The sequence below is a fragment of the Sphingobacterium sp. SRCM116780 genome (assembly GCF_021442025.1).
GTDB lineage: Bacteria > Bacteroidota > Bacteroidia > Sphingobacteriales > Sphingobacteriaceae > Sphingobacterium.
In genome coordinates this window covers 621425-648249 of the sequence record NZ_CP090446.1, presented here as the reverse complement: position 1 = coordinate 648249, position 26825 = coordinate 621425, and the positions used below count along the sequence as shown (strand labels likewise).

Annotated in this window: 27 protein-coding genes and 1 tRNA gene; 16 read left to right on the top strand and 12 right to left on the bottom strand. The window is 35.8% G+C overall.

What is annotated here, in order from left to right:
• Positions 1–59: 59 nt before the first annotated feature.
• From LZQ00_RS02705 to LZQ00_RS02685, 5 genes are all read right to left on the bottom strand, one after another.
• Complete coding sequence (locus LZQ00_RS02705) at positions 60–1430, bottom strand: Mur ligase family protein (protein WP_234511705.1); 1371 nt, start codon at positions 1428–1430, stop codon at positions 60–62.
• Between the two features lie 4 nt (positions 1431–1434).
• Positions 1435–2277 carry a 50S ribosomal protein L11 methyltransferase gene (prmA, locus tag LZQ00_RS02700; RefSeq protein WP_234511704.1) on the bottom strand — a complete coding sequence of 281 codons (843 nt, stop codon included), beginning with the start codon at positions 2275–2277 and terminating at the stop codon, positions 1435–1437.
• A gap of 6 nt (positions 2278–2283) precedes the next feature.
• Positions 2284–3051, bottom strand: a complete 768-nt coding sequence (tpiA, locus tag LZQ00_RS02695; protein WP_234511702.1) for a triose-phosphate isomerase — start codon at positions 3049–3051, stop codon at positions 2284–2286.
• Between the two features lie 12 nt (positions 3052–3063).
• A complete protein-coding gene (locus tag LZQ00_RS02690; protein ID WP_234511700.1) occupies positions 3064–4275 on the bottom strand; it encodes a putative sugar nucleotidyl transferase in 1212 nt (403 codons plus the stop codon).
• Between the two features lie 77 nt (positions 4276–4352).
• Positions 4353–4601, bottom strand: a complete 249-nt coding sequence (locus tag LZQ00_RS02685) for a type B 50S ribosomal protein L31 (RefSeq protein WP_021189727.1) — start codon at positions 4599–4601, stop codon at positions 4353–4355.
• A 239-nt stretch (positions 4602–4840) separates the two neighbouring features.
• Here LZQ00_RS02685 and LZQ00_RS02680 point away from each other — a divergent pair, with 239 nt between their 5' ends.
• A complete protein-coding gene (locus LZQ00_RS02680) occupies positions 4841–5179 on the top strand; it encodes a DUF2853 family protein (protein WP_234511699.1) in 339 nt (112 codons plus the stop codon).
• Between the two features lie 24 nt (positions 5180–5203).
• Here the strand turns inward: LZQ00_RS02680 and LZQ00_RS02675 are convergent, their stop codons facing one another.
• Both LZQ00_RS02675 and LZQ00_RS02670 read right to left on the bottom strand, forming a co-directional pair.
• The gene (locus LZQ00_RS02675) at positions 5204–5857 is read right to left on the bottom strand and encodes a carbohydrate-binding family 9-like protein (protein ID WP_234511698.1); all 654 of its coding nucleotides are present in this window, start codon (positions 5855–5857) and stop codon (positions 5204–5206) included.
• 81 nt (positions 5858–5938) lie between these two features.
• Positions 5939–7051 carry a phosphotransferase enzyme family protein gene (locus tag LZQ00_RS02670; RefSeq protein WP_234511696.1) on the bottom strand — a complete coding sequence of 371 codons (1113 nt, stop codon included), beginning with the start codon at positions 7049–7051 and terminating at the stop codon, positions 5939–5941.
• A gap of 253 nt (positions 7052–7304) precedes the next feature.
• Here LZQ00_RS02670 and LZQ00_RS02665 point away from each other — a divergent pair, with 253 nt between their 5' ends.
• Positions 7305–8648, top strand: coding sequence for a Gfo/Idh/MocA family protein (locus LZQ00_RS02665; RefSeq protein ID WP_234511694.1), 1344 nt, complete (start codon positions 7305–7307; stop codon positions 8646–8648).
• A gap of 142 nt (positions 8649–8790) precedes the next feature.
• Positions 8791–10089, top strand: a complete 1299-nt coding sequence (locus tag LZQ00_RS02660) for a hemolysin family protein (protein ID WP_234511692.1) — start codon at positions 8791–8793, stop codon at positions 10087–10089.
• 13 nt (positions 10090–10102) lie between these two features.
• Here LZQ00_RS02660 and trxA read toward each other — a convergent pair whose 3' ends face one another.
• The 3 genes from trxA to LZQ00_RS02645 are packed head-to-tail and all read right to left on the bottom strand — an operon-like array spanning position 10103 to position 12005.
• Positions 10103–10399, bottom strand: a complete 297-nt coding sequence (gene trxA / locus LZQ00_RS02655) for a thioredoxin (RefSeq protein ID WP_234511690.1) — start codon at positions 10397–10399, stop codon at positions 10103–10105.
• A complete protein-coding gene (locus LZQ00_RS02650) occupies positions 10399–11130 on the bottom strand; it encodes a rhodanese-like domain-containing protein (protein WP_234511689.1) in 732 nt (243 codons plus the stop codon). Before LZQ00_RS02650 ends, trxA begins: the two co-directional genes overlap by 1 nt.
• Before the next feature lie 17 nt (positions 11131–11147).
• Positions 11148–12005 (bottom strand): glycoside hydrolase family 25 protein, encoded by an 858-nt coding sequence (locus LZQ00_RS02645; RefSeq protein WP_234511687.1) that lies wholly within the window; start codon positions 12003–12005, stop codon positions 11148–11150.
• Between the two features lie 68 nt (positions 12006–12073).
• Here LZQ00_RS02645 and LZQ00_RS02640 point away from each other — a divergent pair, with 68 nt between their 5' ends.
• The 8 genes from LZQ00_RS02640 to LZQ00_RS02605 all read left to right on the top strand — a co-directional run bounded on the left by LZQ00_RS02640 (position 12074) and on the right by LZQ00_RS02605 (position 19037).
• Positions 12074–12958 carry a bestrophin family protein gene (locus LZQ00_RS02640; protein WP_234511685.1) on the top strand — a complete coding sequence of 295 codons (885 nt, stop codon included), beginning with the start codon at positions 12074–12076 and terminating at the stop codon, positions 12956–12958.
• A gap of 111 nt (positions 12959–13069) precedes the next feature.
• Positions 13070–13154: transfer RNA gene (locus LZQ00_RS02635), tRNA-Ser, on the top strand.
• Between the two features lie 262 nt (positions 13155–13416).
• The gene (locus LZQ00_RS02630) at positions 13417–14664 is read left to right on the top strand and encodes a site-specific integrase (RefSeq protein ID WP_234511683.1); all 1248 of its coding nucleotides are present in this window, start codon (positions 13417–13419) and stop codon (positions 14662–14664) included.
• An 82-nt stretch (positions 14665–14746) separates the two neighbouring features.
• A complete protein-coding gene (locus LZQ00_RS02625) occupies positions 14747–15595 on the top strand; it encodes an RteC domain-containing protein (protein ID WP_234511682.1) in 849 nt (282 codons plus the stop codon).
• A 519-nt stretch (positions 15596–16114) separates the two neighbouring features.
• Positions 16115–16732 carry a hypothetical protein gene (locus LZQ00_RS02620; protein WP_234511680.1) on the top strand — a complete coding sequence of 206 codons (618 nt, stop codon included), beginning with the start codon at positions 16115–16117 and terminating at the stop codon, positions 16730–16732.
• Positions 16656–17330, top strand: a complete 675-nt coding sequence (locus LZQ00_RS02615; protein ID WP_234511679.1) for an ATPase — start codon at positions 16656–16658, stop codon at positions 17328–17330. The genes LZQ00_RS02620 and LZQ00_RS02615 overlap by 77 nt, the downstream gene beginning before the upstream one ends.
• Before the next feature lie 238 nt (positions 17331–17568).
• Positions 17569–17784, top strand: a complete 216-nt coding sequence (locus LZQ00_RS02610; RefSeq protein WP_234511677.1) for a SymE family type I addiction module toxin — start codon at positions 17569–17571, stop codon at positions 17782–17784.
• A gap of 158 nt (positions 17785–17942) precedes the next feature.
• The gene (locus tag LZQ00_RS02605; protein WP_234511675.1) at positions 17943–19037 is read left to right on the top strand and encodes a YhcG family protein; all 1095 of its coding nucleotides are present in this window, start codon (positions 17943–17945) and stop codon (positions 19035–19037) included.
• 117 nt (positions 19038–19154) lie between these two features.
• Here the strand turns inward: LZQ00_RS02605 and LZQ00_RS02600 are convergent, their stop codons facing one another.
• Both LZQ00_RS02600 and LZQ00_RS02595 read right to left on the bottom strand, forming a co-directional pair.
• Positions 19155–19655, bottom strand: coding sequence for a hypothetical protein (locus LZQ00_RS02600; protein ID WP_234511673.1), 501 nt, complete (start codon positions 19653–19655; stop codon positions 19155–19157).
• A gap of 48 nt (positions 19656–19703) precedes the next feature.
• Positions 19704–20081, bottom strand: a complete 378-nt coding sequence (locus LZQ00_RS02595; protein WP_234511671.1) for a hypothetical protein — start codon at positions 20079–20081, stop codon at positions 19704–19706.
• 201 nt (positions 20082–20282) lie between these two features.
• On the opposite strand from LZQ00_RS02595, the gene LZQ00_RS02590 reads away from it, so the two are divergent.
• The 5 genes from LZQ00_RS02590 to hsdR all read left to right on the top strand — a co-directional run bounded on the left by LZQ00_RS02590 (position 20283) and on the right by hsdR (position 26808).
• Complete coding sequence (locus LZQ00_RS02590) at positions 20283–21293, top strand: helix-turn-helix transcriptional regulator (RefSeq protein WP_234511669.1); 1011 nt, start codon at positions 20283–20285, stop codon at positions 21291–21293.
• Between the two features lie 50 nt (positions 21294–21343).
• Positions 21344–21679, top strand: a complete 336-nt coding sequence (locus tag LZQ00_RS02585; protein WP_234511668.1) for a YegP family protein — start codon at positions 21344–21346, stop codon at positions 21677–21679.
• A gap of 120 nt (positions 21680–21799) precedes the next feature.
• Complete coding sequence (locus LZQ00_RS02580; RefSeq protein WP_234511666.1) at positions 21800–22615, top strand: DUF2971 domain-containing protein; 816 nt, start codon at positions 21800–21802, stop codon at positions 22613–22615.
• A gap of 81 nt (positions 22616–22696) precedes the next feature.
• Positions 22697–23437, top strand: coding sequence for a hypothetical protein (locus LZQ00_RS02575; RefSeq protein ID WP_234511664.1), 741 nt, complete (start codon positions 22697–22699; stop codon positions 23435–23437).
• Positions 23438–23562: 125 nt separating this feature from the next.
• Positions 23563–26808: a type I restriction-modification system endonuclease gene (gene hsdR / locus LZQ00_RS02570; protein ID WP_234511663.1), complete on the top strand. Its 3246-nt coding sequence runs from the start codon at positions 23563–23565 to the stop codon at positions 26806–26808.
• Positions 26809–26825: the final 17 nt, after the last annotated feature.

The window sequence follows — 26825 nt, the reverse complement described above, 5'->3', positions numbered from 1 at the left end:
ATTTACAAAAACAAATATAATACAAATAACATTCTAACCAAATAAATAACGCAACTTTATTAATAATTTTTAAAAAAATGATCAGCGAGTTCAGTTAAATTAACCCCGCTGTAATTGCCCGAACTCATCAGCAATAAATTATTTCCTTTTGATTTAAAGTTCTCTAAAAAAGCTGATAAGTCTACTAAATTGGTTACAATTTCTAAATCTGAACGATTAAAAGCGGTTCTGATATCCTCTAATAAGTAGGTTGTACATTTATTCACTTCTTTGATAGACTCCATATTAACAAAGGCAACTGGTAAGTCAGCTTCATTCATGGTATCTTTATATTGATTGACAAATTTTTCGTCCAAACTATCATAAGCATTTAGCTCTATTATAGCGACTAGTTTTTGGCTTGGGAACTGTTCTTTAATAGCATGAATACTTGCTTTCAATTTTTCTGGTGTATGTGCAAAATCCTGATAAACGACAGATCCTTTAAAGCTTGAAACAAATTCTAAATATCGAATCGAACTTTTAAATGTTTTAATCGCCTCAAAAAAGTCTTCTTTTTTAATACCCAACCACTCACAGACTGTATAAGCCCCCGCAATATTAGAAAGATTATGCTTACCAAATACTTGCAGTGGAATATCACCTTTAACGGATTTGATATACGTCGTTCCTTTGTTAATCGTATATTCAGGCATTTGATAACCATGTCGATTAATTTTACAAGATTTAGTCTCTGAAATAATTGTTTGTAAATACTTATCTTCCTTATTATAAATCAAAGTACCTTTTGGCTCTATCGTATTGATAAAATCCTCAAATTGTTTTAAATAGTTTTCAAAAGTAATTGCTGTACTATGCTCATTCCAATTAATTCCGCTGATCAAAGCAATATTAGGTTTATAGAACATAAACTTAGACTTATTATCCAAACTAGATGCTACATTTTCATCACCTTCTATTAGAATAATTTTATTTGTCTTTGTAATTTCAATTAAATTCTCAAAACCTTCCAATTGAGCTCCAACTAAATAGTCGAAAGGTCTATTAAAAGTTTTTAGAACATGCATCACCATACTGGTGATTGTTGTTTTCCCGTAGCTTCCGGCAATGACTACCCGTATTTTATCTTGTGAAAGCTCTTGAATAAATTCTGGAAATGAATAGATTTTTAATCCTAATTCTTGAGCTTTTACTAATTCTGGATTATCAATAAGCGCATGAGCTCCCAAAATAACAGCATCGATATCACTCGTAATCTTTTCTTCAAACCATCCTAATTGTTCAGGAAGCAAACCCGCTTCAATAAGATGGCTGCGTGAGGGTTCTACAATTTGATCATCAGATCCGGAGACTTGATGTCCTTGCCGCTCCAAGGAGATAGCAAGATTATGCATAATACTTCCTCCTACCGCAATAAAATGTATACGCATATTATTATTTTACTTTCACAAACTTAGCAGAGCACCAATTATCTAATACCTTATTAGAAATAGGCTCAAAACCCAGCGCTCTCGCACGCGCTGTCAAAATTTTAATATCCTGGCCTACTAAAAAACCACTGATATATAACTCTCCTTTGAGTCGAAGAGATTTACTATATTGTGGAAAATGTTCGATCAAAATATTACGATTAATGTTGGCTAAAATAGTATCGAATTCACGACCAACAATTGTTTCAAAAGAGCCTAATTTTGATTCGATATTTGTGAGGTTATTCAAAATTTTATTTTCCTCCACACTAGCGATACAAACATCGTCAAAATCAACAGCAAGTATATGTTTAGCATTTTTTTGAGCGGCTAAAATAGCTAGGATACCTGTTCCACAGCCCATATCCAATACTTCTTTATCTTGAAATTCATTCTCAAGAATATATTGAATCATCATAGTTGTCGTTTGATGATGTCCTGTTCCAAATGACATTTTTGGATCGATGACAATCTCATATTGAATTTCTGGTCTAGCGGGATGAAATGTTGCTCTTACATAGCATTGATCACCAACTAGAATAGGGTTAAAATTACTTTCCCATAATTTATTCCAATTCTGGTCCTCTATATCTACGACTTCATAATTAACCTCAAAACCATCTTCTTGTTGAAGCAGCTTAGTTTCTAAAGCTTGAATATCAAGATTTGCAGTAGGAACAAAAGCTGCAAATCCTGATTCAATGTCTTCAAAAGTATCAAAACCTATATCAGCTAGCTCAGCAATAAACAAATCCTGTTGCCACTCCTCCCCTGCTATTCTTGTAAATATTACCTTGCTATACTTCATAATAGATTACTTATTAAAAACTTTTACAATATCTAAGAAATCTCTTGATTTAAGAGATGCTCCTCCAATTAATCCACCATCAATATCTCCTTGAGCAAATAATTCTCCAGCATTTTTAGGATTACAGCTACCTCCATATAGAATACTTGTTTGATCAGCTACGGCTTCATCATAATGAGCTGCAACTGTATTGCGAATAAAAGCATGCACTTCTTGTGCTTGTGCTGGTGATGCTGTTAAACCAGTACCAATTGCCCAAACAGGTTCGTATGCCAACACTACCTTTGAAAATTCATCTTTCGATAAATGAAATACAGCCTCTTCCAATTGGGTTTTTATGATATCAAAAAACTTACCAGACTCTCTTTCTTCTTTTGTTTCACCAATACAAAAAATTGGTAACAAGCCATGCTTTAATGCTGCATCTACTTTTTCGCTCAATAGCGCATTTGTCTCTCCAAAATAAGCTCTACGTTCGGAATGTCCTAGTATAACATATTCAACGCCGATAGACTTAATTTGGGTTGCAGAAATTTCACCTGTATACGCACCTGATTCTGCTTGATGAATATTTTGAGCACCAACAGCTACATGTGATGCTGTTTTTGCCAATTGCGCAATACTAGGTAAATGAATAAATGGGCTACATACGACCACTTGTTGATCGCCTATAATCTCATCCTTAGCCATGTTAACGACTTCAGAGAATAAACTCACTCCTTCTTGATAATCCAAATTCATTTTCCAGTTTCCTGCTACAATTTTTTTACGCATAATAGTTTAGTTTTAAAATGTTGATTGATTAATTTCTATAATTCTTTGAATCAGATTTTGATGTAATTTTTTATTTTTTGACAAAAATACAACTTCTAAATCAGAAACAAATTTTTGTAATTCATAAGCTTCCTGTTTACCTCCATATAACCAGCTAAAGGAGGGAACAAATTTCGGATAAAATTCTGTTTCAGACAACATACAGGCCATTCCAATAACAGTACCTGTATTAAATGCCGATTGTATACCTGATCGACTAAAATCTCCCATAAATAATCCACATTTCATCAAACCTGTATCTCGAAGTTCATATTGTTTATAATCGAACAATTTGACAGCAGAAAGATTGTTTTTAAGATTAGAATTTGTGGTACCTGCCCCCAGGTTACACCAATCACCAATCACCGAACAGCCTAAATATCCATAATGTCCCTTTGCACTAAAATCACCTATACTTGAGTTTCCGATCTCACCTCCTACAACAGTTCCTTCACCCAATGAAACATTGCTGTAGATGGTTGTTCCCATCTTCACAACTGCATTTTTTCCTATATACAAAGGCCCTCTTAAATTAGCTCCCTCCATAACAACAGCACCTTCATCAATATAAATGGGGCCTGTCAACGTATTTAAGGTGGCACACTCCATCTCAACAGCATCACAAATAAACAGTTGGTCACCCAATATGGTATTGGTAGTCGAATAACTGGCGGAATGCCTTTCTTTTGTTAAAGTGGCAAAATCTTCAATAATTTCATTCCCGATATTTAAATATAAATCTTCTATAAATTGTATTCGAGAAATCTTTCCCTCAAAAGGGACACGTACTTGTTCCCCTTCAGTAGAAAAATTAAGTTCTGCCCTTACGGCAAGTAAATCATCTCCAGATTGCAAACATTGTCCTTCAGATAAGGATTTCAATGCTTCGATAAAAGTGGCATTTGGGATAATATTTGAAGAAACAAAGTATAGGGAATCATTATTGGAAAATAAAGCAATTTGATCATCAATCGTTAACGGATTGTCGTAGGAATCATATAAAATTATAGCGTCTACTAACAGTTTCCATTTTTCAAAGATAGAAAGAATCCCTACACGCAATAAAGCAGTAGACTTGACACACGTAAATGGCCATAAGGAATCAGAGTTAAATAGATTCCCTAATCTATTAAAACACGGTGAATAACTTGATTCCGTAGATTGATCAAATAAGACAACTATCACTCGATAAAAATAACAAAAAAACTCGATAATATGAATTATCGAGTTTTAATATTGTGATATCCTTAGGATAACAAAAATTATTTTTTGTTATAACGGCTACGGAATTTATCGATACGACCAGCTGTATCAACCAATTTCATTTTTCCAGTATAGAAAGGGTGTGAAGTATGAGAAATCTCTAATTTCACAACTGGATATTCATTACCATCTTCCCAAGTGATTGTCTCTTTTGTATCAACACATGATTTTGTGATGAAAGAATAGTCATTTGACATATCTTTAAACACAACTAATCTGTAATTTGAAGGATGCAAATCTTTTTTCATTTTTATCTTATGATTACGTATATTCAATAATTGAGGTGCAAAGATAATTTATTAAAACATTATTTCCAAGAATATTTCGTAACAAATATTCTGAATAAGTCATTTATCAAGCATCCTCTACATTTATGCAAAGATAATCTTTTTTAACCTTAAAAAAGATAATATTTTTCTTTATTTTAAGTTATAATGTTTAATTTAAACATGAATTAGGAATTATTAAATTTTAACAATATCACATTATGAGTAAACTAGATGAAAAAATAGCTGCATATATTGCAGAAGGAAAAAAGTTAAACTTATCATTAGAAGATTCTTTAATTGAGGCCGTAACAAAGGGCTTAGGGCCATCTATCTACAAAGCGGATGCAGAGACAGTTGCAGCATCTGATCCCGAAGAGATTAAAAGACTGAAAACAAACTTTTTAATTAAAAAATTAGGTCTTGCTGATGATGCAAAACTTGATGCAGCAATTGAAGAAGTATTGACTCAAATTGGCAAATCAAATCGTAATAAGTATCGTGCATTAGTATATGCTTTACTTGTTAAAAAATTCAAAAAAGAAAGTGTATATAAGTAATTTTGAATAATTATCATCCAACTCTTATTCAAACAGCAATTCACCAAAGAATTCTGGTAAATGAAAATTAGGAGTTGGATGATCTATTTTGTTCCAAGATAAAAAATGTGGTCTTGGTAAATGATCTCCACATTTATAGAAATTCGCAAAAATAGTATTTTCTTTTAAAAATGAATACGTGATCGTGTGATGTACGAATGTCTCAAATGGAATGTATTGTATTAAGCTCCATTTAGAACCTAAATGAGACCGCTCAATACAACTGAATACCTCTACTTGATTAATTTGTTGTGCTGTTAGTCTGGCGCGTTCTGTCTTTATTTTTGGCCCATAACCAATCAGACCAGCTCCTATAGGATTAAATTCAAAGTTATAATAGTTTTCTCTATTATCGAACGAGATAAAAAATTCAACGCAACTATCCTCCCAGATCGGATCATTATGAATATGATACTGTGCTTTAATCACCTCTTCTTCTATTTGATACTGAATAAGTATAGCGCTATTTGTATAGCCTATTCTAAATTTAGCTTGAGGTGCATAAGGATAATCTTGGTCCCAATTTGCAATAGCAATTCCATTCCAAGAAACATCAGATAGTGTTTCGTTTAAAAATTGGTAACTTCTTAAATCATCATTTTTAAGGGAGATTGATGATATACGGATTGAATTTATCATATACAATAATACTAATTTTTGATAACAAAAGGAGCATGATTAAAAACCATGCTCCTTTTGTTATCCTATGATGTGATTGGATTAGTCTTGTAAAACTGAGCTTATAGCTACTTTCAATTCTTGTTCCTGTTTTTCCATTTCTTCCACAAGCTTTAATTGTGTCTTCGTTCTCACTAAATTATGATTATCATATTTTGTTTTAAAATAATGATCACCTTCTATATAATCCGTTAAAAAACGTACTCCTTGCATATAAGGTAATAAAAATACACCTTCTAATAAGGATTGAACTTCTACATCTGTTAAGAATTCCTTTGCTTCATTTAAATATCCTTCTGCATATGCTGCATATAATGGTATATTCAAAACAATTTTGGACAAATCCTTTTCATCTTCTTCTACAGGATTGATGATGGTACGGATAGCATCACCAAAATCGTATGCTACATAACCTGGCATTACAGTATCTAAATCAATTACACATTGTGCTTGATCGTTTTGATCCAATAATACATTATTAAACTTAGTATCATTATGCGTGATACGTAAAGGAAGTTCTCCTTTGGCAGCAAGATTGAGAATTGTTTTCATTCGCTCTTCTCGATCAAAAATGAAATCCAAAACATCTTTGACATCTTTGACACGATTTTGGGTATCTGCTGCAATTGCCCGATTCAAATTATCCAGTCGAAATTGGATATTATGAAAATTAGGTAATACTTCAACAATTTTTGTCGCATCTAAGTCTGCTAATTGCATTTGAAACTTACCAAAAGCCTTTCCTCCTTCCGAAGCCTGCTTTGGTGTCTCCACAACATCATAACTTTTCGTACCTTCTATAAGAACAAACATGCGCCAATAATTCCCATCTTCGTCTAAAAAATATAAATCATTTGATTTTGTAGGAATTATCGTTAACACTTGGGATTCTTGATTCAAGATGGGCAAATGAGCAACTTTTGATTTCAAATGATCCGTAACATGTTTAATATTTTGCATGAGTCCTTCAACATTTTGAAAAATATGATGATTTATCCTCTGTAATAAAAAAGATTTACCGTTTGCATTTTTTGTTGTTACACGGAATGTATCGTTGATATGTCCTGAACCAAAAGCATCTACACTAATGATATCTTCACCTAAAGAAAACGCAGCAGCAGCTTTCAGACCATTTATTTGATTCGAGTTTGACATTAATAATTACACTTACTATAAATAATTAAGTTATTAACTGGACTGCAATATCCCAAATAGTTGTGAAAAGTACTAATAAAATATCAACACAAACGATTGTTCTTTTTTTTCATTTTAAACAAACGTTTGCACGTCAAGTTTGTATTACCAATTTTATATATTTGTTTTATAACCCATTAAGGTATATCTCATTAAACTCACAATGTAATTCAAAATAGGGTATTTAATATCCTGATTATAAAGAACAAAAATTATGGACAGAAGAAATTTCATAAAATCTACAGCACTTACGACAGCTGGACTAGGCATCCTTTCTAGTACAGATTTATTTGCAAAAGATGGTAAAGTAAGATTAGCATTTATAGGTGTCGGACTTAGAGGCCGTAATCATGTTGCAATAGCTTTAAACCGTGAGGATGTAGAAATTGTTGCAATTTGCGATATACAAGAGGAGTCTTTATCCCAATGTCGTAAGCAATTTGATAAAAAAGGAGCAAAACAACCGAAAGAATATACCGGAAGTATCGATGCTTATAAAAAGATGTTAAGTAAAGAAAAACTAGATGCAGTTATCATTGCTACTCCTTGGGAATTTCACAAAGATCAAGCAATTGATTCGATGAAAGCTGGTCTATACGTAGGCTGTGAAGTGATCGCAGGCTTAACATTACAGGATCATTGGGACGTTGTAAAAGCATCAGAGCAAACTGGCAAACCTTACATGACCTTAGAGAATGTTGCGTATCGTCGTGATGTATTAGCGGTATTAAATATGCATCGTCAAGGCTTATTTGGAGAATTATTACATCTAGAGGGCGGCTATCAACACGATTTGCGTGAAGTTCTTTTCAATGATGGGGTAAGTTATTATGGTAAAGGTGTGGAATTTGGCCCTAAAGCTATTTCTGAAGCACAATGGCGTACAAAATATAATGTTGAACAAGATGGGGATTTATATCCAACACATGGATTAGGTCCTATCCTTCCCTTTGTTGATATCAATGCAGGAAATCGTTTTACACACTTAACGTCATATTCAAGTAAGGCAAGAGGTCTGGCTGCTTATGTAGAAAACAAATCTCCAGGTCATCCAAATGCAAAATTGAATTATAAAAATGGTGATATCACGCAAACAATGATTCAATGTCAAAATGGAGAAACGATTATGTTGACACATGATACCCATTTACCAAGGCCTTATTCCATTGGATTCCGTGTACAAGGTACTAAAGGAATTTGGATGGATGTCGCTCAAGGAATTCATATTGAAGGAACATCAAAACCTCACACTTGGGATCCTGCAAAAGAATGGGTAGATAAATATGATCATCCAATATGGAAAAAATACGAAGCTTTAGCTACAGGATCAGGACATGGTGGAATGGATTGGTTTGTATTTAACTCTTTCATTCAAGCAGCAAAACAAGGTAAACAAACTCCTTTTGATGTATATGATTCCGTTACAATGAGTGCTGTATTTCCATTGTCGGCAGAATCTATTAAACAAGGTAATCAAACGGTAGAATTTCCAGATTTTACTTCAGGAAAATGGAAAACGAAGAAAAACACCTTTATGCTTGATGATAACGGTTTATAAAATATAAGAATAAAAAGGCTTCTAAATTTAGAAGCCTTTCTTATTTTAGAGTTGAATAAATCAATAGTAACTTCCTCTCTCTTATGATCTTTTACTGTTAAGCTTCGAAAAAATTATTACATTAGCTTAAGTAGAAAAAAATATGCTCACGGAAATCCTCATTATATTAGCGCTTATCATCCTCAATGGAATATTATCTGCGTCAGAAATAGCAATTGTATCCAGTAGAAAAGCTCGACTACAAGCTGAATCTGATAAAAAGAATCCCGCAGCAAAGATAGCCTTAGCCTTAAAAGAGTCTCCAAACAATTTTCTATCAACAGTTCAAATTGGAATTACATTAATTGGTATTTTAACTGGTTTCTTTAGCGGTGGTAGTATTGCTGTTTACTTAAGACAAATATTTGAAAAAATCTCTTTTTTAGCTTCCTATAGTGAGCAGTTATCTGTATTGATTGTTGTATTTATTATCACTTTCTTTTCCCTTGTTTTGGGGGAGTTAGTACCGAAACGAATAGGAATGGCAATTCCTGAAAAATATGCAATGATCATTGCTTATCCGATGAATCTTTTGAGTAAAGTAGTCCGTCCATTTGTCTGGTTATTGAGTGTCTCTACAGACTTTATCGTCAAACTTTTCAATATAAAAACGACTCAAAATTCAGTAACAGAAGAAGAAATAAAAGCTTTGGTCGATGAAGGTGTTGATAGTGGAGCTATTGAAGGAATAGAGCACGATATCGTAGATCGGTTGCTGAATCTTGGCGATAAAAAAGCAATTAATTTAATGACTCATAGAAGCAATATTGCTTTTTTAGACTTGGAAGATAGCTTTGAAGAACACCGCCAGGTTATCATGAATACAGAACATACCATGTATCCAGTATGTGAAGGTAGCTTAGACAATGTAAAGGGTGTAGTACATGTAAAAGCATTATTATCGCAATATCTGAAAGAAAAACCAATAGATTTATATCAATTAATAGAACCCATCAAGTTCGTTAATGAATATAGTTCTGCTTATAGCATTTTGAAAACACTTCGGAGTTCTCATATCCATCAAGCGATCGTAATTGATGAATATGGCTCCCCACAGGGAGTTATTACATTGCGAGATATTTTATCAGATTTAGTTGGTAACTTATCTGAAGATCAATCATCGGACAAGCCTCATATCCGATATCGGGAAGATGGTTCTTATATTGCCGATGGTCAATACCAGTTGGATGAATTTCTAGAAAAATTTGAAATTGGTCTTTCCGAAACAGATGAAGAAGAAATTAACAATATAACAACATTGGGGGGACTTGTATTTTTATTACTTGACCATGTACCTATTGAAGGAGAAAAAGTCAACTATAAAAATCTAGAATTTGAAGTATTAGATATGGATGGTAATCGAATTGATAAAATTCTATTTAGAAAAAAAGGAGATGGATAGATCATCTCCTTTTTTATTTGTTTGCATCAATAAGTTTATGCAGATCAGCTTTTGTTACCATCCCACTCTGTCTCCAAACTTGAATACCATTTTTAAATAGCACAAAAGTAGGTACACCACTGACTTTATAAACTGAAGCTATTTTAGGATTTTTGTCCACGTCAATTTTGATAATTGACAACGCTTCTTCATAAAACTCTTTTACATCTTGTAAAATTGGAGCCATAGTCTGACATGGGCCACACCAAGTGGCAAAAAAATCTACCAATACTACTTCATTTGATTTAATAATTTCATCGAATGTAGCCATTATTTATCCTCCTTTAATTTTTTCAATGATTGATAGCCACCTTGAATATTAATCACATTATGAATATTCTTTGCTTTTAGAATGGATAAAGCAATCATACTGCGATATCCAGAAAGGCATTGAACATAATAATCTATATCCATTGGTAAATCCAGGTTAAAATTAGTCAAATCTTTCAATGGAAAATTCATTGCATTGTCAATATGCTCTGTATCAAACTCTTTTTGAGACCTTACATCTATTATTTGACCTTGATTTGATAAAGCCAAGTATGATGCTGCAGAAATTTCAAGAATTGAATCTAATTGATTGCTTTGTTGATAAGTAGCAATTCCACCATTAAGATACCCTAAAACATGGGTATACCCTAATTCTAACAGTGTCTTTGATACGTCTGATACCGATTCCAGATCTGCAATCACAAGAATAGATTGTGTTTTATCCAAAAATACTTTAGGTATCCATATTTTAAATGGCCCTTTCCACCCCACATGAATGGATTTAGGAATATAACCCAATGCAAAATCGCTTTCAGATCGTGTATCCAAAATAATAGCATCGGTAGTCTGCAAAGCTTTGAACTGATTTAAATCCAAGGCTGAAATTGATATACTATCCTTTGTCGTAATATGATCAGGCTTATCAACAATTTGATCCAAAGGTGTACTGAAACCAGCATGAACAAACAACAGGAGAAAGCCAATTGTTAATAATTGAATTGTTCTTTTCATATATGTGTCTTTCATTGCTAATTTTTAAAAGGAATCGTCAATTCCTCCAGTTCCTCAATATCTCCGTTAAAGATATTCAAATCTACATTTCCTTTAATTCCCCTTACTGTTCCTTTTTCTGAAAATTGCCAGAAGTCCCAATGATCTTTTAAATCCTCAACCCAAAAATTATAATTGGCAATCCAAATCACATAATCACTAAATTCTTTTTGCAGAAAATCAGTAAAGAATTTATCTCCAGAATATAAAATTGGTTTAACTTTATAATGTGTCTCTACTTCATCCAACCAACGTTTTAATCCCACTTTCAAACTATCCATGGGTTGGTGTTTTGGCATTTCCTCAATATCTAAGACTGGAGGTAAATCTCCTGGCTTAAGTTTAACTGTTTTAATAAAATTCTTTGCCTGTTTAACTGAATTTTCATTCGGTCTAAAATAATGATATGCTCCTCGTAAATTAGCTCTAGTAGCTATAGATTTCCAATTTTCATCAAAATTGTCATCAACCTTCCGCTCTCCCATCGTTGCTCTCACAAATATAAAATCAATTGGAAATTGATCATTTATCGTATTTACTTCAACCCAGTTAATTTTATCTTGATATTGTGAGATATCGATTCCAAAAATTTTATCTGCATGTGCAGTCATGATCTCCACATTTCGTATATCATACTTGGCATCTTTATAAGCTACACCGTCAAGAGATTTACCCCATGTATGGATATAGTATTTGATACCAACACGATAGTGCCAGGCTAAGCCTAACACAATCAACAACATAAAAGCTCCGGCTACTTTTATATAGGTCCACTTCTTATTTTTGAAAGCTGTAATATGGTCTAATTTCCTACTCGGAACTTTCTTTTTTGTCATTTAGCAATGAATTTAACCTATCTTTTACAAAGAATCAAAATTAAAATAAACATTTTGTATTTTTGTATATGATTGTTTACAACCCCAAAGATTGGTTCACATCAACTATCAAACTTCACAAAACGGACACTTTCCGAAAATTATTTCCATATTTGATCTTAGCAGGTTTATATTCCTGGGGAATTGCATACCTAGAGCTTGAATATCTCAAATTATCTGAAAAAAGTTGGATTAAGAATATCACGATCGTCCATAACTTACTTGGATTTGTACTCTCCTTATTACTTGTGTTTAGAACCAATACCGCTTATGATCGTTGGTGGGAAGCTCGAAAACAATGGGGGTCTTTAACAAACATCAGCAGAAGTTTAGCGTATAAAGTGAATGCATTTTTAGTGTCTGACGATAAAGTAAACCGCAGCTTTTATAGAAAGGCCATTCCATTGTATGCAGAAACCTTATTCACCTTTCTTCATTCTGATTATACTAAATTTATGCTGGATGAGATACAACATCCGGAATTAGAAAATTTAGACGATCAAAAACATGGTCCAAATCAAGTCGCTGCATTAATTTTTAAAAAAACAAACTGGCTTTATAAAGAAGGAAAAATCACAGGTGATCAGTTTATCATCATCAATGACGAACTACAGTCTTTGACGAATGTATGTGGAGCATGTGAACGTATCAAAAATACACCTATTCCTTTGTCCTACAATGCATTTATAAAAAAGTTCATTATCCTTTATACGGCCTCGTTACCCATTGGATATGTTTTCTCTATTGGTTACTTTGTAATTGCAGCGGTACCTTTTATTTTTTATGTACTTGCTTCATTGGAACTGATTGGAGAATCTATTGAAGAACCATTTGGGACAGATTCAGATGATTTACCTATTGATAAAATTGCACAAAATATTAAAAAGCATAGTCATGAAGTGCTACATCCATAAGCTTTAAATGCTTTTTTTGAATAAAAAATAGTATATAAATTAATCTTCCTCATTTTCAATGGAGTAAAAAATAAGTTTTGGTGACTAAATGGATTTTTCTACTTTTGTGGCGGAGAGCTGGCAGAGTGGTCGAATGCGGCAGTCTTGAAAACTGTTGACTGTCAAAGGTCCGGGGGTTCGAATCCCTCGCTCTCCGCATCCTAACAAGGAAAATGTATCAAAACCCTACAAATTCAAAGATTTGTAGGGTTTTCTGTTTATAGACCAATCCCGTTTTTTTCAATACTTCTCGTTTTCAGCGAGACCCTATCGAGACCCTAAAATATGGTTAGCTAGGGTCTCGCTAAAATGAACTGCTAGAATCAGCGTCAAATAGTCGTCACAAGACCAAAAGCTGAACATCTTGACAGTTTCATGCATAAGGAATAAATTGATTATTGAAATAAAACGCCACCACCATGAACAATCAAGTCACCGTCTACATCTATGCACGTGCAGCAAAAGCCAACGCAGCAGGACTGCCTCCCATTTACGTTCGTATCACAATCCAAGGCAAGCGCACCGAATTTTCCACCAAGAAATTCGTCAACCCAACCAAGTGGGACCAAAAAACGATGAAACTGAAAGGTAACAACGAAGAAGCCCGTTCAATAAATAACTATCTCGACAGCATCAAAAACAAGCTTACCCAAACCCAAGTCATTCTCGAGTATCAGTCAACAACACTAACACTTGACAACTTTATGAATGCCTATCAAGGCAAAAGTAGCAAACGCGAACGCACATTAATCTCCATCTTCCAGGAACACAACAAAAAACTAAAGGCTCTAATAGGCATAGACTATTCCGAAGGAACCTATGAGCGTTACGAAACATCCCTCAGGCACACCCAAAGCTATATCAAGCACCAATACGGAACCGACGATATCGCTATCGACAAAATAGACCACGCCTTCGTAACCGGATACGACTTCTATCTACGTACCGAAAAAGACTGCAGCAACAATACCACCGTCAAATACATCAAGAACTTCAAGAAGATCATAAGGATATGTATGGCCAACGGTTGGCTGTCACAAGATCCATGTCTCAACTATAAAGTCAAGCTTCAGGAAGTCGAGCGAAACATCCTCACCCAAGAAGAACTCGAAACCATCACGGAAAAGCAGATAACCATCGAGCGCCTGGACGCCGTTCGCGACATCTTCCTATTCTCCTGTTTCACTGGCTTAGCCTACATCGATGTCAAGCAGCTCACACCCGATAATATTATCAAAGGCATTGACGGACAGTTATGGATAGACACCAAGAGGCAGAAAACAAATATACCATCACGCATTCCCTTACTCAGCACCGCATTGGATATTATTCAGAAGTACCACGACCATCCCAAATGTAACAATGAAAACACCCTTTTACCTGTAGCCAGTAATCAGAAGATGAATGCCTATCTCAAAGAAATAGCAACCGTCTGTGGAATCAAGAAAGAGCTCACCTTCCACTGTGCTCGGCACACCTTTGCTACTACGGTTACACTATCCAACGGAGTACCTATCGAATCCGTATCCAAGATGCTAGGCCACAAGAGCATCCGGACCACACAGCATTATGCCAAGATCACCGATAGCAAAGTCGCTAACGATATGGACAATCTGAAAGCATTAATAGAACAACAGAAGTCAGGATCAATGAAGAAAACCAGTTGATAGTACATAAGTTACAGGAAGTATAAATCTTCAATCAATTTAAATATTTAAAATTGAAGCTTATTAGCCAACGCAAACAATAATGAATCAAACATTCACTAACATCAATGAAGACATCACTACTTATGTCAAAAAACTAGAAGAACAATATCAGCACGACAGCTCGCAGATCATCGAGATGGCCATACGTTTTGTATCAGCCAAACTCGAAAAAGTTAAAGAACAATTTGAATCCCTTCCACACATTAGTGAGCAAGACGAGATATTTTATTTCAAAAATATCAAATGTCACCTATTAGCCCTTATACAGTACTATTATATGGTGCAAAAAATCGAAACCAAAAAGCCCGCAATCCCAATCCGCAAAATTAAAAAGTATTACCTTAAAGCACTCTGGAAAATCAAACAAAAAATAAGTGAAAACCGATTCTATTACAACTATTACAAAAGCAATTGCAATAAATTAGATAAACAATTTTTCACACGCCTGGATCACGACTTTTTCCTTCCCTATGATGATATTATAGTCGATGTCGACAAACGCTACACGACGCCCATGGTCTATACTTTTTCCAATGTCGAAGCATTGGAAATGACCAGACATTACCTCAAGAAAAAAATCAAAGGATCCGACAATCCACAACCATTAATACAGCAAAAGCAAACTAAGATGAAATGGACAGCCTCCAAAGCCGATCTCATCGAATCCATTTATGCACTCCATTCCGCAGGCGTATTCAATAATGGCAAGGCAGATCTGAAAGAAATAGCCGAATACTTTCAAGAAATATTTGACATAGACCTTGGTCAGTACAACCGCGTATTTTACGACATACGTGCCCGTAAAAATAACAAGACAAAATTCTTAGACCTCGCTAAAGACGCATTAATCAAGAGAATGAAAGAAACTGATAACGAGTTGTTTCTATAAATATTTTTACCAACTTGTTAACAAGTTGGTAAAAAAGAATTTAGATAATGACCAACTTTATCGTTCATCAAAATCATAAAAATATGTCACTACAGATTCTAACGAAAGAAGACCTTCTCAATTTCAAAATCGAGCTACTCGCAGAACTCAAAACATTAATGAAAGGCAATGAGTCAAACAAAAAGAAATAGCTGCGCTCCAAAGAAGTAGAACAGTTGTTAAAGATATCATCCGGGACATTGCAAAACTACCGAATCAATGGGACCATCAAATGGCGAAAAATCGGAAGCACCTATTTTTACTGTTTAGATGCCCTAAACGATTCCTTTGACGACAACTCATTCAGTCCAGTATCATAAACAATCCAACATGAACTATATAAAACAGTTAACACTATTTTTCAACAAGTCCACATCAGATCCAGATCTGACACCGACACACCTAAGCCTGTTCATGGCCCTGTTCCAAACATGGAACCAGGCCCGTTTTCCACAACAGATACAAATCATCCGCGACGATATGATGCGGCTCAGTAAGATCAATTCCAAGGCCACTTATCACAAAGCCATGTCCTATCTCCATGCGCAGCGGTACATCAACTACAAACCATCTTACAATCCCCTAAAAGGAAGTCAAATCTCCTTTTTTCCGAAAGAAGAACCCCAGAGCAGTACAGCAGGCGAACCTGTTCAAAATATGGCCACAAGACCATTAAACGAGCCATATAATAAACTATCTAGTACTAATATTATCACAGATAATATCAGTACTCCCGCGCGAGAGAAAAAGGAAAATAGGAATCAAAAAATGGTCAGCTCAGGAATGCAAACCACCGAACTAACAAAAGAAAAAAGTTGCGCCAAAAAAGAAAAGAAAATTCCACCTGCTGTACATCAGGTGAAAGAATTCTTCCTTAGCCAACAATCCTCCATCCAAGAAGCCAATCGTTTCATCAACCATTACACTGCCAACGGATGGTTGGTCGGAGGCAAAAGCCCTATGATCGACTGGGAAGCGTCAGCAAAAAATTGGATCGCAAACTCAACCAAATATATCAACCATGCAACAAGCAATAAAACACCTCGAGCACAGCAGCTCCATAGCGCAACAAGCAAAAACTATTTCGAACCGCTATGACTACAATCGTGTACTACGATTTCTCGATCAGAAAGGTAAAGAGTTCTACGGTCTCAAGTTTCAACTGCAGCACGAAGACATTCCGACCATCTTGAAGTTAGCCGGTTACTTTCTTCAGGACACAGCACTTTGCGAAGATCACGGCATCGACCTTCGAAAAGGAATTATGCTCACTGGTCCGATCGGTTGTGGCAAGACCACGCTCATGAACCTATTCCGATTAATCTGTAACCAGGAAGACAGATTCGTCGTCAAAAGTGCGAGGGACATCACATTCGAATTCATACAAGATGGCTACGAAACCATACACCGTTACAGCCGTGGAAAGATTTACGCCAGCGAGTTTAAAAACTATTGTTTTGACGATCTCGGTACCGAGAAAAACATGAAGCACTACGGCAATGAGTGTAACGTATTAGCCGAGATTCTGCTCTCCAGATATGACCTCTTCATCGCTGGAAAGCTAAAGACACATATTACCACCAATCTGTCTGCTACCGAACTCGAAGAGGCCTACGGAAATAGACTCCGTTCACGTCTTCGCGAAATGGTCAATCTGATTGGTTTTGATATGAGTGTACAGGACAAGAGAAGATAACAAGACAACAGACATAATATCAGCGATTTAAATAATTTTTCAAAAGCATTAAATATTAAAAATTAACAAAATAATTCATATATTTGTTATGCGAACAATACCCAAAAAGAAATTAATATGTCAACTTCAATGTTTAACAATACGCCTAGCAGAGAGCAGGTGCAAGTCCTGTACAATTCAAGTCTTCTTGGGTGTTCGCAGCACTGCTGGGCTACTTATTTTAATTTTTCAAAAAGTTATGCGAACACCCGAGAAAAAAGAAGTAAGCATTCAACCAAAGGTTAGAAGCTTAAAAATCCAACCAACAATCAATTCCAATCGTTGGAGTGAAACAAAAGTTCCAATAATTACGCTAAGAGGCCTATGGCTTGAACAATTGGGATTTGCTCCTGAAAAACGAGTAAAAGTCATTACATCAGAAAAAACACTCATTATTCATTTAGACGAAGACTAATCGTATAAGCCGCCAAAATTCAATTTGGCGGCTTATACATCACTATTAATCCATAAAGTTCGTTAACTTGCAACAAGGTGAACAGTCACGATCAATCATTATAAATAAAGAAATGTAATTTTGCAACGCGCGTTGCAAAATTAGAAACCCCATCGAAAATGAGCGATAACAATCGAAAACAAAGAGGTAATAAGATTGAAAAAGTAATTTTTCCAATAGCTGAAAGTATATCAAATATGCCAGCAGACTATCAAAGCTTCATTGCTAGCCTTGTTGATACAATCCAAAAAGAACGCTTAAATGCAATCCTATCTGCTAATCAATCCATGATTGTTATGTATTGGCACATTGGTGATGCTATTATAAAACAACAAACATCGCAAGGCTGGGGAACTAGGGTTATCGATAGAATGGCGCATGACCTTAAACAAAACTTCCCGGACATAACCGGTTTCTCTCCTCGAAATCTAAACTACATGAAGAGATTTGCCGAATCATGGCCAAACCTTAATGATGTGCAAAACTATGTTTCAAAACTATCATGGCGAAGCAATATCACATTAGTAGACAAAATCAGAGATCCCGAGCTAAGACTTTGGTATGCTCATAAGGCCCTTGAAAACGGAATGAGTAGAGATATGCTTGTCTTTCAAATCGAAAGTCAGCTACACCTGAGAGAAGGATCCGCTGTAAGCAATTTTAACCAAGCCTTACCACCGATCAATTCAGATATGGCACAACAGAGCTTTAAAGATCCTTATATCTTTGATTTTATAGGTAATACAACATATATTCTGGAACGCGAATTAGAGCAATCATTAATTGATCACATCCAAAAATTTCTGCTTGAACTTGGACAAGGCTTCGCTTTTGTAGGCAGGCAAGTACACCTGGAACTTGGAGGCAAGGATTTCTATCTTGACCTACTTTTCTACCATATCAAATTGAAATGTTATGTTGTGATAGAATTAAAGACCGGAGAGTTTGATCCAGGTTATGTTAGCAAACTCAACATGTATCTTAATGTCGTAAACGACGCACTATGCCAACCTGAAGACAACCCAACCATTGGATTATTATTGGTAAAAAGCAAAAATAAACTAGTTGTAGAATATAGCTTAAACGGATTTAAAAATCCCATCGGAGTATCCAATTGGGAAAGTGATATAATAAACTCCCTTCCAGACAAAATCAAACAAAGTTTGCCGACCATAGAAGAAATCGAAAACGAATTAAAAGACGATATCCAATAGAAGGTTATAAATGTAAAAACCAGGCAACTTTTGGTCACTTCACAGTAAAACAAAAACCGAGGTATCTATCTAATCAAGAGTGTAGATGCCTCGGTTTTTAACCGCTTAAGAAAAAGCCTATCTTCCCAATGCCTTCCGACGCTCTATCTCAGCCTGCAGACTTTGGAACCATTCCTGGTACACACGAGGCTCATAGATCATCTGCTCCTTATTTTCTTTATTCACTTGACCCCAGTAACCGTTACGACTAGTTTCAGCCCCTTCATACATAGAGATCTTGACCTCCGTCACCTCATCATTCACACCCTCCACATAAAACATAGCCTTAGACGTATTGGCATCCTTCGACGTACCCGTCCAGAATCGTTGCGAAGCAGCATTCTTATTTTCGATACGTTTGTTGGCATTGATCAATCCCGTTTCCCGATCAGCACGTTCCACCATATAGCTTTCAGATTGCAGCAAGCTAATAATAGATTTGAAAACCATTTCTTGGCTAGAATCAAACTGCTTAGTTGTCATCATTTTCACTTCAGTAGGTGTACGTGTCACCATCTGTGTAGCACACGAACTCAATACAGCTACAGCAATCAATAGGGTAATAACTCCTCTTTTCATATATTTCTAAAAAATTCTAATAAACAATAAGACAGGAAGCGACAACTTTTAGAAAGCCGTAGCTACCACCGAATAATCCGATACGACATCATTCGCATCAAACGTAATGATCAAATCAAATGACCTACTGCTGCTGCTCTGACTAGCACGCTCACCCGCAAAGAAATCCGTCGATCCTGCTTTCTGCTCGACAGACATACGGTTGTAGCTCCATACCTCTAGATTCGATTTATTCTTAGAAACCAAATTTGGGGAGCCAAACAGTTTAAGGATTTCATCTTGTGAAGTTTCCCCTTTGATGACCTTAGACTTCACAACTCCCATGGTCAGATTACTCTTTTGCGCATTACCTTCGGTACCATACTTGTAACTATTACAAGAAGAAAGCGATAACACGAATAAAGCTGAAAGTATTATTTTATACATAGTTTAAAATTTTGGCAAACATATTTAATACAGATTATTAATATTTACGGCATACCGTAAGCGTAAATGAAAATATCTGCGTATCATAGCACAAAGGTTAAAACTAGCAATGCATCCTATGTACACAGTACAACATTTAACTGTGCACATACAATACACACATTATATGTATATTAGCTTTCTAAGACCAATACGAGTAAAATGGCCACCAATAAACACGCGATAATCCGTTACGAAGCACTAGATAGATGTTTTTCCAATAAAGGCAAAAAGTTCTTTATAGACGACCTCATAGCTTATGTTTCCGAAGCCCTGAAAGACTATACCGGTACCGATAGCAGTATATCCAGGAGGCAGCTATTCAAGGATATCGATTTCATGCGCAGCGAAGCTGGATTTCGAGCGCCGATAGAAAGTATAAAAGAAGGTAAAAAGACCTACTACCGTTACGAGGATATGAGCTATACACTGGCCATGCAGCAGATTAATCCTGTAGAAGCCGAATTATTAAAAACTACACTAGAAATGCTTGGACGATTCAAGGGATTGCCTCAATTTGATTATGTTCAGGAGCTCGCGCTAAAGCTTAAGAAGAGTTTTCAATTAGAAGATCTGGAACACAGCATATACTTCGATCAGAATGAATACCTCAAAAACCTCCACCTTTTAGGTGATTTGCTTAAATACATACAGCAGAAAAGTGTATTACAAGTAAAGTACAAATCGTTCAACCAAGATAAAGAAGAAGCTTTTGTATTTCATCCGTACTTTTTGAAACAATACAACAAGCGTTGGTTTCTCTTCGGACAGCGTGATTGCTTCAGCTCTTGGACAAATCTGGCTCTTGATCGCATAATCACTTTTGAACCAGCAGAAGGTATCGCATTTATTCCTCCGACGGAAACACATGATGTCTATTTCGAAGATATTGTAGGCGTAAGTAAACCTACTGATGCAGCATGTCAATTCATCAAAATAAAAGTCAACAACTCCCTTTGGCCATATATTTACTCCAAGCCTTTACATCCCTCTCAAACCGTAGTCGATAGAAAAGATGCATACACCACAATCCAACTGGAGTTAACGCCCAATTATGAATTTTATGCCCAGTTACTGGGGCTTGGAGCAGCGGTTGAAATCTTAGAGCCAATGGAGATACGAGCTGTAATTCGTCAAAAAATCAAAGAAAGTTTTGACAGGTATGAAAGCTAATTTATCCAGTGCACGTAGAGTGCATAGATGATCCAGATCTTTGTATCAATATGTCAAATGCAAAATTTGAAGTATTCGTGAGTTCAAGGAATTTGCAATACTATTTCAGGTTAAAGTCCGCTAATGGTGAGATTATTTTAGGAAGTGAAGGCTATACTTCCAGACAAGGATGTTTAAATGGGATTGAGTCAGTCAGGACCAACGCACCATACGACAGTCGCTATGAAAGGAAAGATAGTTTTCAGAACTATACGTTCAATTTGAAGGCGACCAATGGGGAAATTATTGGAAGAAGTGAAAACTATGTATCATCTACCGGGAGAGAAAACGGAATCGAAGCGGTCAAACGAGATGCTCCAGTGGCTAGAATAGTCGATTTAACTTAAACTCCCCTACATGACTTCCCTTCTTAGTAAATATTAGGAAGGGAAGTTTGATAAGCATTCAAATAGCCTAAAATTAGAATAGCTATAAATCTAACAACGTGTAAAATTAAAACGATATATATGATGCCCGAGGACAATTTGATCGAATTAGGTATGCACCTGTATAAGCAGCCTGTAAACTACAAATATTATGGTGCTGATACAGCTTTAACCGTTTTGTCCAATGACACACTGCAATTTTCACATCCAAGCATTTTTAATGATCCATTTGACTGTAATGTGTCATTGTTTGAATTTGAAGAAGAGACAGTAAAGTTACATATGAAAGATCTTATAAAAAGAGATAAGGGCAATAATTACGTAGAACAATTTAGGTTAAATAGAAATCTTACTTCTAAAATATTACCCGTTGCAAAAGAATTTATGCAGCATATATTCAATACTGAAAACTCAAACAGAGGTGTTACCTGCTTTTCAAAGAACAGTTTAAATATGCTCATGTGGGCGCATTATGCAGGATGTCATACAGGTGTATGCATAGGCTATGATCTTCTCATGCTAAGAGATTATATCGCACTTAAAAACAGTGAATCATGCTTAATACCAGTAAGATATCAAGAAAACATCGTGCCTGCTAAAAATTTTCAAGAAATGGAAATGCTGTATACATGGTTTGGTTCTAAACATGCTATGTGGCATTACGAAGAGGAAATACGAATGATATCAAGACCATTAATGTTGGATGAGAATAAAAAACACTATTACGAAATACCTACTGATATTATAAAAGAAGTGTACTTAGGGACATCACTTAATGCTGAAAAACGTGAAGAAATAGTGAAGCTTGTCAAAGATCGATTTCCCCATGTCAAATTATTCCAGATAAAACCAAACTATGATACTTTCACATTAGAGCGAGAAGAGATATCATTTTAATTTTTCAGAATTTAATTAGATTCCTAATATATTAAAAAAGAACAATCCTAACAGGATTTATATAAACCTTAACTAAGCGCCATGTCAGCTACATCTATCATACAGGCAATAAAACGTCTCAATAATCAAATCACCGCATTATCTAAGAAACAGTCCGAGGCCTATAAAAAGGAAGTAGACAAAGAGAAGCAAATAAATGATCTAGCAAAAAGACAAGCAGCAAGTAAGTCGTTAAGTACAGTTCAGTCGATTCAAAATCAAATTGCTAGCAAACAAAAAGAACTGATTCGTATAAAAGATGAAAAGCTAAAAATTGATAAACAAATATCAGGATTAAAGACGCAACTCTTCAGCGAACAGGATAAACTGTCCAAAACACAGCAACAGGAGAACCAAAAATCTCAAAAGAAGGAATTGGGGTTTTTAAAAGAAAAAGATCGACTAAATTCTAGAGAGCTTTCTCATATTCGCCAGTTAAACAATGAGCTACATCATCAGCAAACTTTATTTGAGGATTATGTAGTTCCCCAGGGGGACAAAGAGGTACAAGATGAAGCATTTTCCATAGATGAGCTGATTAACCTACACAAGCGAATTGATTCTATATTAGAGCACTTGACTAAATTAGGTTATGGACAGGAGATTATATTTGATGAAATAGAATCTTTAAAGAATAAAGCACAAAAAGTCAGTAAAAAAGATCTTGGACTAATACTCGTAGGACAATTGGTAAGCTATGGTTCTGGTTTAATTGAGCCCAGTCTAGCTGCGGAAATTTACCAAAAAGTGAATGATATTGTGTTAGAAAAATTAATAGAATAACATGATTACAGATTTAACCAAACATAGTTTCAAATGAGGTATACCTAAACACAAATTGAACACGTCCAATAGCAGCATTTTAAGTATATTTGGTTCCAACTGACAACAATCATTAAGTAGAGAATATGGCCAAATCCAATTTCCAGTTTTTACAAGAAGAATACGCCTTGCTGTATAACTTAGCACAAGCCGCTGAGTACAACCTATATCAAGATCCGGCTACATCCTTATTTAAGCTGAGGCAATATGGAGAGTATATGGCCAAGCAAATATTCGAGACTTATGGAATCGACTTGCCTGAAGATACAAAATTTCAAAACCTCGTATATACATTAAGAAATCAGGGCATTCTACCAAGCAATGTGATTGATCATTTCACGATTTTGCGTAAGCAGGGAAATGATGCCGTTCATGAATATGTCGGTACCACAGAAGACGCTACATCATCACTTTTTTCGGCTTTTAAGTTAGGGAAATGGTTTTATGAAGCCTATTCAATAAAGAACCGTGATATTTCCAATATCAGATTCAGTAAGCCAGAAAACTTAGATGCGCGTCACGCGCTACATATACTAGAAGAAGAAAACAAGGTTTTAAAGCAACAGTATGATGAGGCTATTGCGCAACACAAAACGGTTAGCGCAGAACAACGCCAGGCGTTAACAGAACGCGCTAAACGCTCTGCGTCCAAATTGGATATGGACGAAGCGCAGACACGTGAACTCATCGACCTTAATCTACGTAAGATTGGCTGGGAAGCCGACACCAAATTGTTAAACGCCAAAATTCATAAAACCCGGCCTGAACGAGGACGAAACATGGCTATTGCAGAATGGCCCGTATCAGGCGGTTATGCTGACTATGCCTTGTTCATCGGAACGAACCTCTATGCTGTCGTTGAAGCAAAAAAATATGGACAAGATATATCTACCAATCTTGATCAAAGCAAACGTTATGCGTTAAATATAATCCCACAAGACGGAGTCGATATCCTCGGGGATTGGGATGGCTACAAGGTTCCATTTCTCTATTCAACAAACGGAAGGGAATACCTACAACAGATTGCCACAAAAAGTGGCGTATGGTATCTCGACGTCCGTCAAAAATACAACAACTCCAGGTCGGTAAAAGGATTTCACAGTCCGCAGGACCTACAGAAAAAGTTAGAGCAAGACATTGCACTAGCAAATAAAAAACTAGAAGACAACTCATTAGATTTCCTACAGATAAAAACTGGACTTGGCCTACGCGATTATCAGATTAAGGCAATTCAAGCTGTAGAAAAAGTGGTCATCCATCATCCCGATACCAACAGAGCCTTATTGGCAATGGCTACCGGAACCGGAAAAACACGTACCATTATTGGACTGGCATACCGTTTAATACAGACCAATCGCTTCAAGCGGATTTTATTTTTGGTCGATCGCACATTATTAGCAAAACAGGCATTAGATGGATTTAAAGATTACAAAGTCGACGACCTAAAGAGCTTTAACGATATCTATCATATCGATGGTTTAAAAACTACATGGCCTGATATCGACAGCCGAATTCATTTTGCTACGGTACAAAGTATGGTCAAAAGGCTATATTATGGCGATAGCGATGGAAAAGCCCTTAGTATCGACACCTATGATTGCATTATTGTTGATGAAGCTCACCGCGGATATCTACTGGACAAAGAGATGGATGATGAAGAAATCTATTTCAAAGACCAGGACGATTACGTGAGCAAATACCGTCAGGTCTTGGATTACTTCGATGCATTCGCAGTTGGTCTTACAGCTACTCCAGCTTTGCATACTACGGAGATTTTCAATAGACCTGTATTCAACTACGGTTTGCGAGAGGCCGTATTAGATGGATATTTAGTAGATCAGGATCCACCGATTAAGATTACGACCCAATTGTCCGAAGAGGGAATTGTCTGGGAGAAAGGTGAAAAGCCTATGGTATATGACAAAGAAGATAACCAAATTATTGAATTAGATGAATTGGATGATGAATTAAAATTCGATATTTCAGGATTCAATAAACGTGTCATTACTGAGAACTTTAACCGAACAGTTCTCCGCGAATTGGTAAACCATATAGATCCGGATAGCGAAGCCAAAACTTTAGTTTTTGCAGCTACCGACGAACATGCGGACATGATTGTGAAGATCTTAAAGGAAGAATTTGACACTGCTGGTATCCCTATACCCGACGACGCTGTAATCAAAATTACAGGAAAATCGGATCAACCAGAAGATAAAGTAAAACGTTATAAAAACGAGAAATATCCTAATATTGCCGTTACAGTAGATCTTTTGACTACAGGTATTGATGTACCAAAAATCTGCAATCTGGTTTTCATGCGTCGTGTCAGATCTCGTATTCTCTATGATCAAATGATAGGTCGGGCTACACGATTATGCCCTGAGATCAACAAAGAAAGCTTTCGAGTCTTTGATGCCGTCAACTTATACGAAAACATTAAAGATTATACCGAGATGAAGCCTTTAGTCGTCAATCCTTCGGCCGATTTTACAACCTTAAGTGAGGAGTTTCGACATATACAATCGGAAGACAGAGCTGCGCAACAAGTAGACCAGATCATCGCTAAATTACAACGTAAGAAACGTGCTAAAGGTTTAGATACCGAAAAGATAAAGTATTTCACTGGAATGGATTCTATAGATGACTTTATTGAAAATATTCGAGAAAAAACTGTAGCAGAACAAATTCAAATCTTATCCGAAACGAATGAACTTTGGAAGTATTTAGACGAGTTCAGATCCGCTCCAGCACATCAGTTTTATTCCAATCACGCAGATGTATTGAGAGATGTTACCATTGGATATGGGGATTCAGAAAAACCCGAAGACTATATCGAAGGCTTTAAGCAGTTCTTAGAAAACAATCAAAATGAAATTGCAGCGCTAAAACTAATTGCGACATCACCTACACAATTAAAACGCGCCGATTTAAAAGAACTCATCTTGTTGCTGGACACCAAGGGATATACACTTCGTACGCTACGTGAAGCATGGAAAAACGCGAACAGGCAGGATGTAGCAGCCGATATTATTGCTTATATACGCACATTAATGTTAGGTTCCGTATTGGTGAGCAGAGAAGATCGCGTCAAACAGGCTTTTGACAAACTGTACCAAGAGCAAAGTTGGACCGTACCGCAAAAGAACTTGCTTCAACGTATCGAGAAACAAATGATTGCGGAAGCAATCGTCACCGTCGAAGATCTGGACAATGAACCTTTCTCCACTGAATATGGCGGTTTTGATCGGATCAATAAAAGATTTGAAAATCAGCTACCGGATATCCTGCAAAAAATTAATACTTACATGTATAACGGAAATCAAACGGCTTAATTTTGAAGCTACTTTGT

Excerpts from the sequence above, each read along its gene's own strand:
- LZQ00_RS02705 (WP_234511705.1), bottom strand. The coding sequence starts at position 1,430 with ATGCGTATACATTTTATTGCGGTAGGAGGAAGTATTATGCATAATCTT.
- prmA (WP_234511704.1), bottom strand. The coding sequence starts at position 2,277 with ATGAAGTATAGCAAGGTAATATTTACAAGAATAGCAGGGGAGGAGTGG.
- tpiA (WP_234511702.1), bottom strand. The coding sequence starts at position 3,051 with ATGCGTAAAAAAATTGTAGCAGGAAACTGGAAAATGAATTTGGATTAT.
- LZQ00_RS02685 (WP_021189727.1), bottom strand. The coding sequence starts at position 4,601 with ATGAAAAAAGATTTGCATCCTTCAAATTACAGATTAGTTGTGTTTAAA.
- LZQ00_RS02680 (WP_234511699.1), top strand. The coding sequence starts at position 4,841 with ATGAGTAAACTAGATGAAAAAATAGCTGCATATATTGCAGAAGGAAAA.
- LZQ00_RS02675 (WP_234511698.1), bottom strand. The coding sequence starts at position 5,857 with ATGATAAATTCAATCCGTATATCATCAATCTCCCTTAAAAATGATGAT.
- LZQ00_RS02670 (WP_234511696.1), bottom strand. The coding sequence starts at position 7,051 with ATGTCAAACTCGAATCAAATAAATGGTCTGAAAGCTGCTGCTGCGTTT.
- LZQ00_RS02665 (WP_234511694.1), top strand. The coding sequence starts at position 7,305 with ATGGACAGAAGAAATTTCATAAAATCTACAGCACTTACGACAGCTGGA.
- LZQ00_RS02660 (WP_234511692.1), top strand. The coding sequence starts at position 8,791 with ATGCTCACGGAAATCCTCATTATATTAGCGCTTATCATCCTCAATGGA.
- trxA (WP_234511690.1), bottom strand. The coding sequence starts at position 10,399 with ATGGCTACATTCGATGAAATTATTAAATCAAATGAAGTAGTATTGGTA.
- LZQ00_RS02650 (WP_234511689.1), bottom strand. The coding sequence starts at position 11,130 with ATGAAAAGAACAATTCAATTATTAACAATTGGCTTTCTCCTGTTGTTT.
- LZQ00_RS02645 (WP_234511687.1), bottom strand. The coding sequence starts at position 12,005 with ATGACAAAAAAGAAAGTTCCGAGTAGGAAATTAGACCATATTACAGCT.
- LZQ00_RS02640 (WP_234511685.1), top strand. The coding sequence starts at position 12,074 with ATGATTGTTTACAACCCCAAAGATTGGTTCACATCAACTATCAAACTT.
- LZQ00_RS02630 (WP_234511683.1), top strand. The coding sequence starts at position 13,417 with ATGAACAATCAAGTCACCGTCTACATCTATGCACGTGCAGCAAAAGCC.
- LZQ00_RS02625 (WP_234511682.1), top strand. The coding sequence starts at position 14,747 with ATGAATCAAACATTCACTAACATCAATGAAGACATCACTACTTATGTC.
- LZQ00_RS02620 (WP_234511680.1), top strand. The coding sequence starts at position 16,115 with ATGATGCGGCTCAGTAAGATCAATTCCAAGGCCACTTATCACAAAGCC.
- LZQ00_RS02615 (WP_234511679.1), top strand. The coding sequence starts at position 16,656 with ATGCAACAAGCAATAAAACACCTCGAGCACAGCAGCTCCATAGCGCAA.
- LZQ00_RS02610 (WP_234511677.1), top strand. The coding sequence starts at position 17,569 with ATGCGAACACCCGAGAAAAAAGAAGTAAGCATTCAACCAAAGGTTAGA.
- LZQ00_RS02605 (WP_234511675.1), top strand. The coding sequence starts at position 17,943 with ATGAGCGATAACAATCGAAAACAAAGAGGTAATAAGATTGAAAAAGTA.
- LZQ00_RS02600 (WP_234511673.1), bottom strand. The coding sequence starts at position 19,655 with ATGAAAAGAGGAGTTATTACCCTATTGATTGCTGTAGCTGTATTGAGT.
- LZQ00_RS02595 (WP_234511671.1), bottom strand. The coding sequence starts at position 20,081 with ATGTATAAAATAATACTTTCAGCTTTATTCGTGTTATCGCTTTCTTCT.
- LZQ00_RS02590 (WP_234511669.1), top strand. The coding sequence starts at position 20,283 with ATGGCCACCAATAAACACGCGATAATCCGTTACGAAGCACTAGATAGA.
- LZQ00_RS02585 (WP_234511668.1), top strand. The coding sequence starts at position 21,344 with ATGTCAAATGCAAAATTTGAAGTATTCGTGAGTTCAAGGAATTTGCAA.
- LZQ00_RS02580 (WP_234511666.1), top strand. The coding sequence starts at position 21,800 with ATGATGCCCGAGGACAATTTGATCGAATTAGGTATGCACCTGTATAAG.
- LZQ00_RS02575 (WP_234511664.1), top strand. The coding sequence starts at position 22,697 with ATGTCAGCTACATCTATCATACAGGCAATAAAACGTCTCAATAATCAA.
- hsdR (WP_234511663.1), top strand. The coding sequence starts at position 23,563 with ATGGCCAAATCCAATTTCCAGTTTTTACAAGAAGAATACGCCTTGCTG.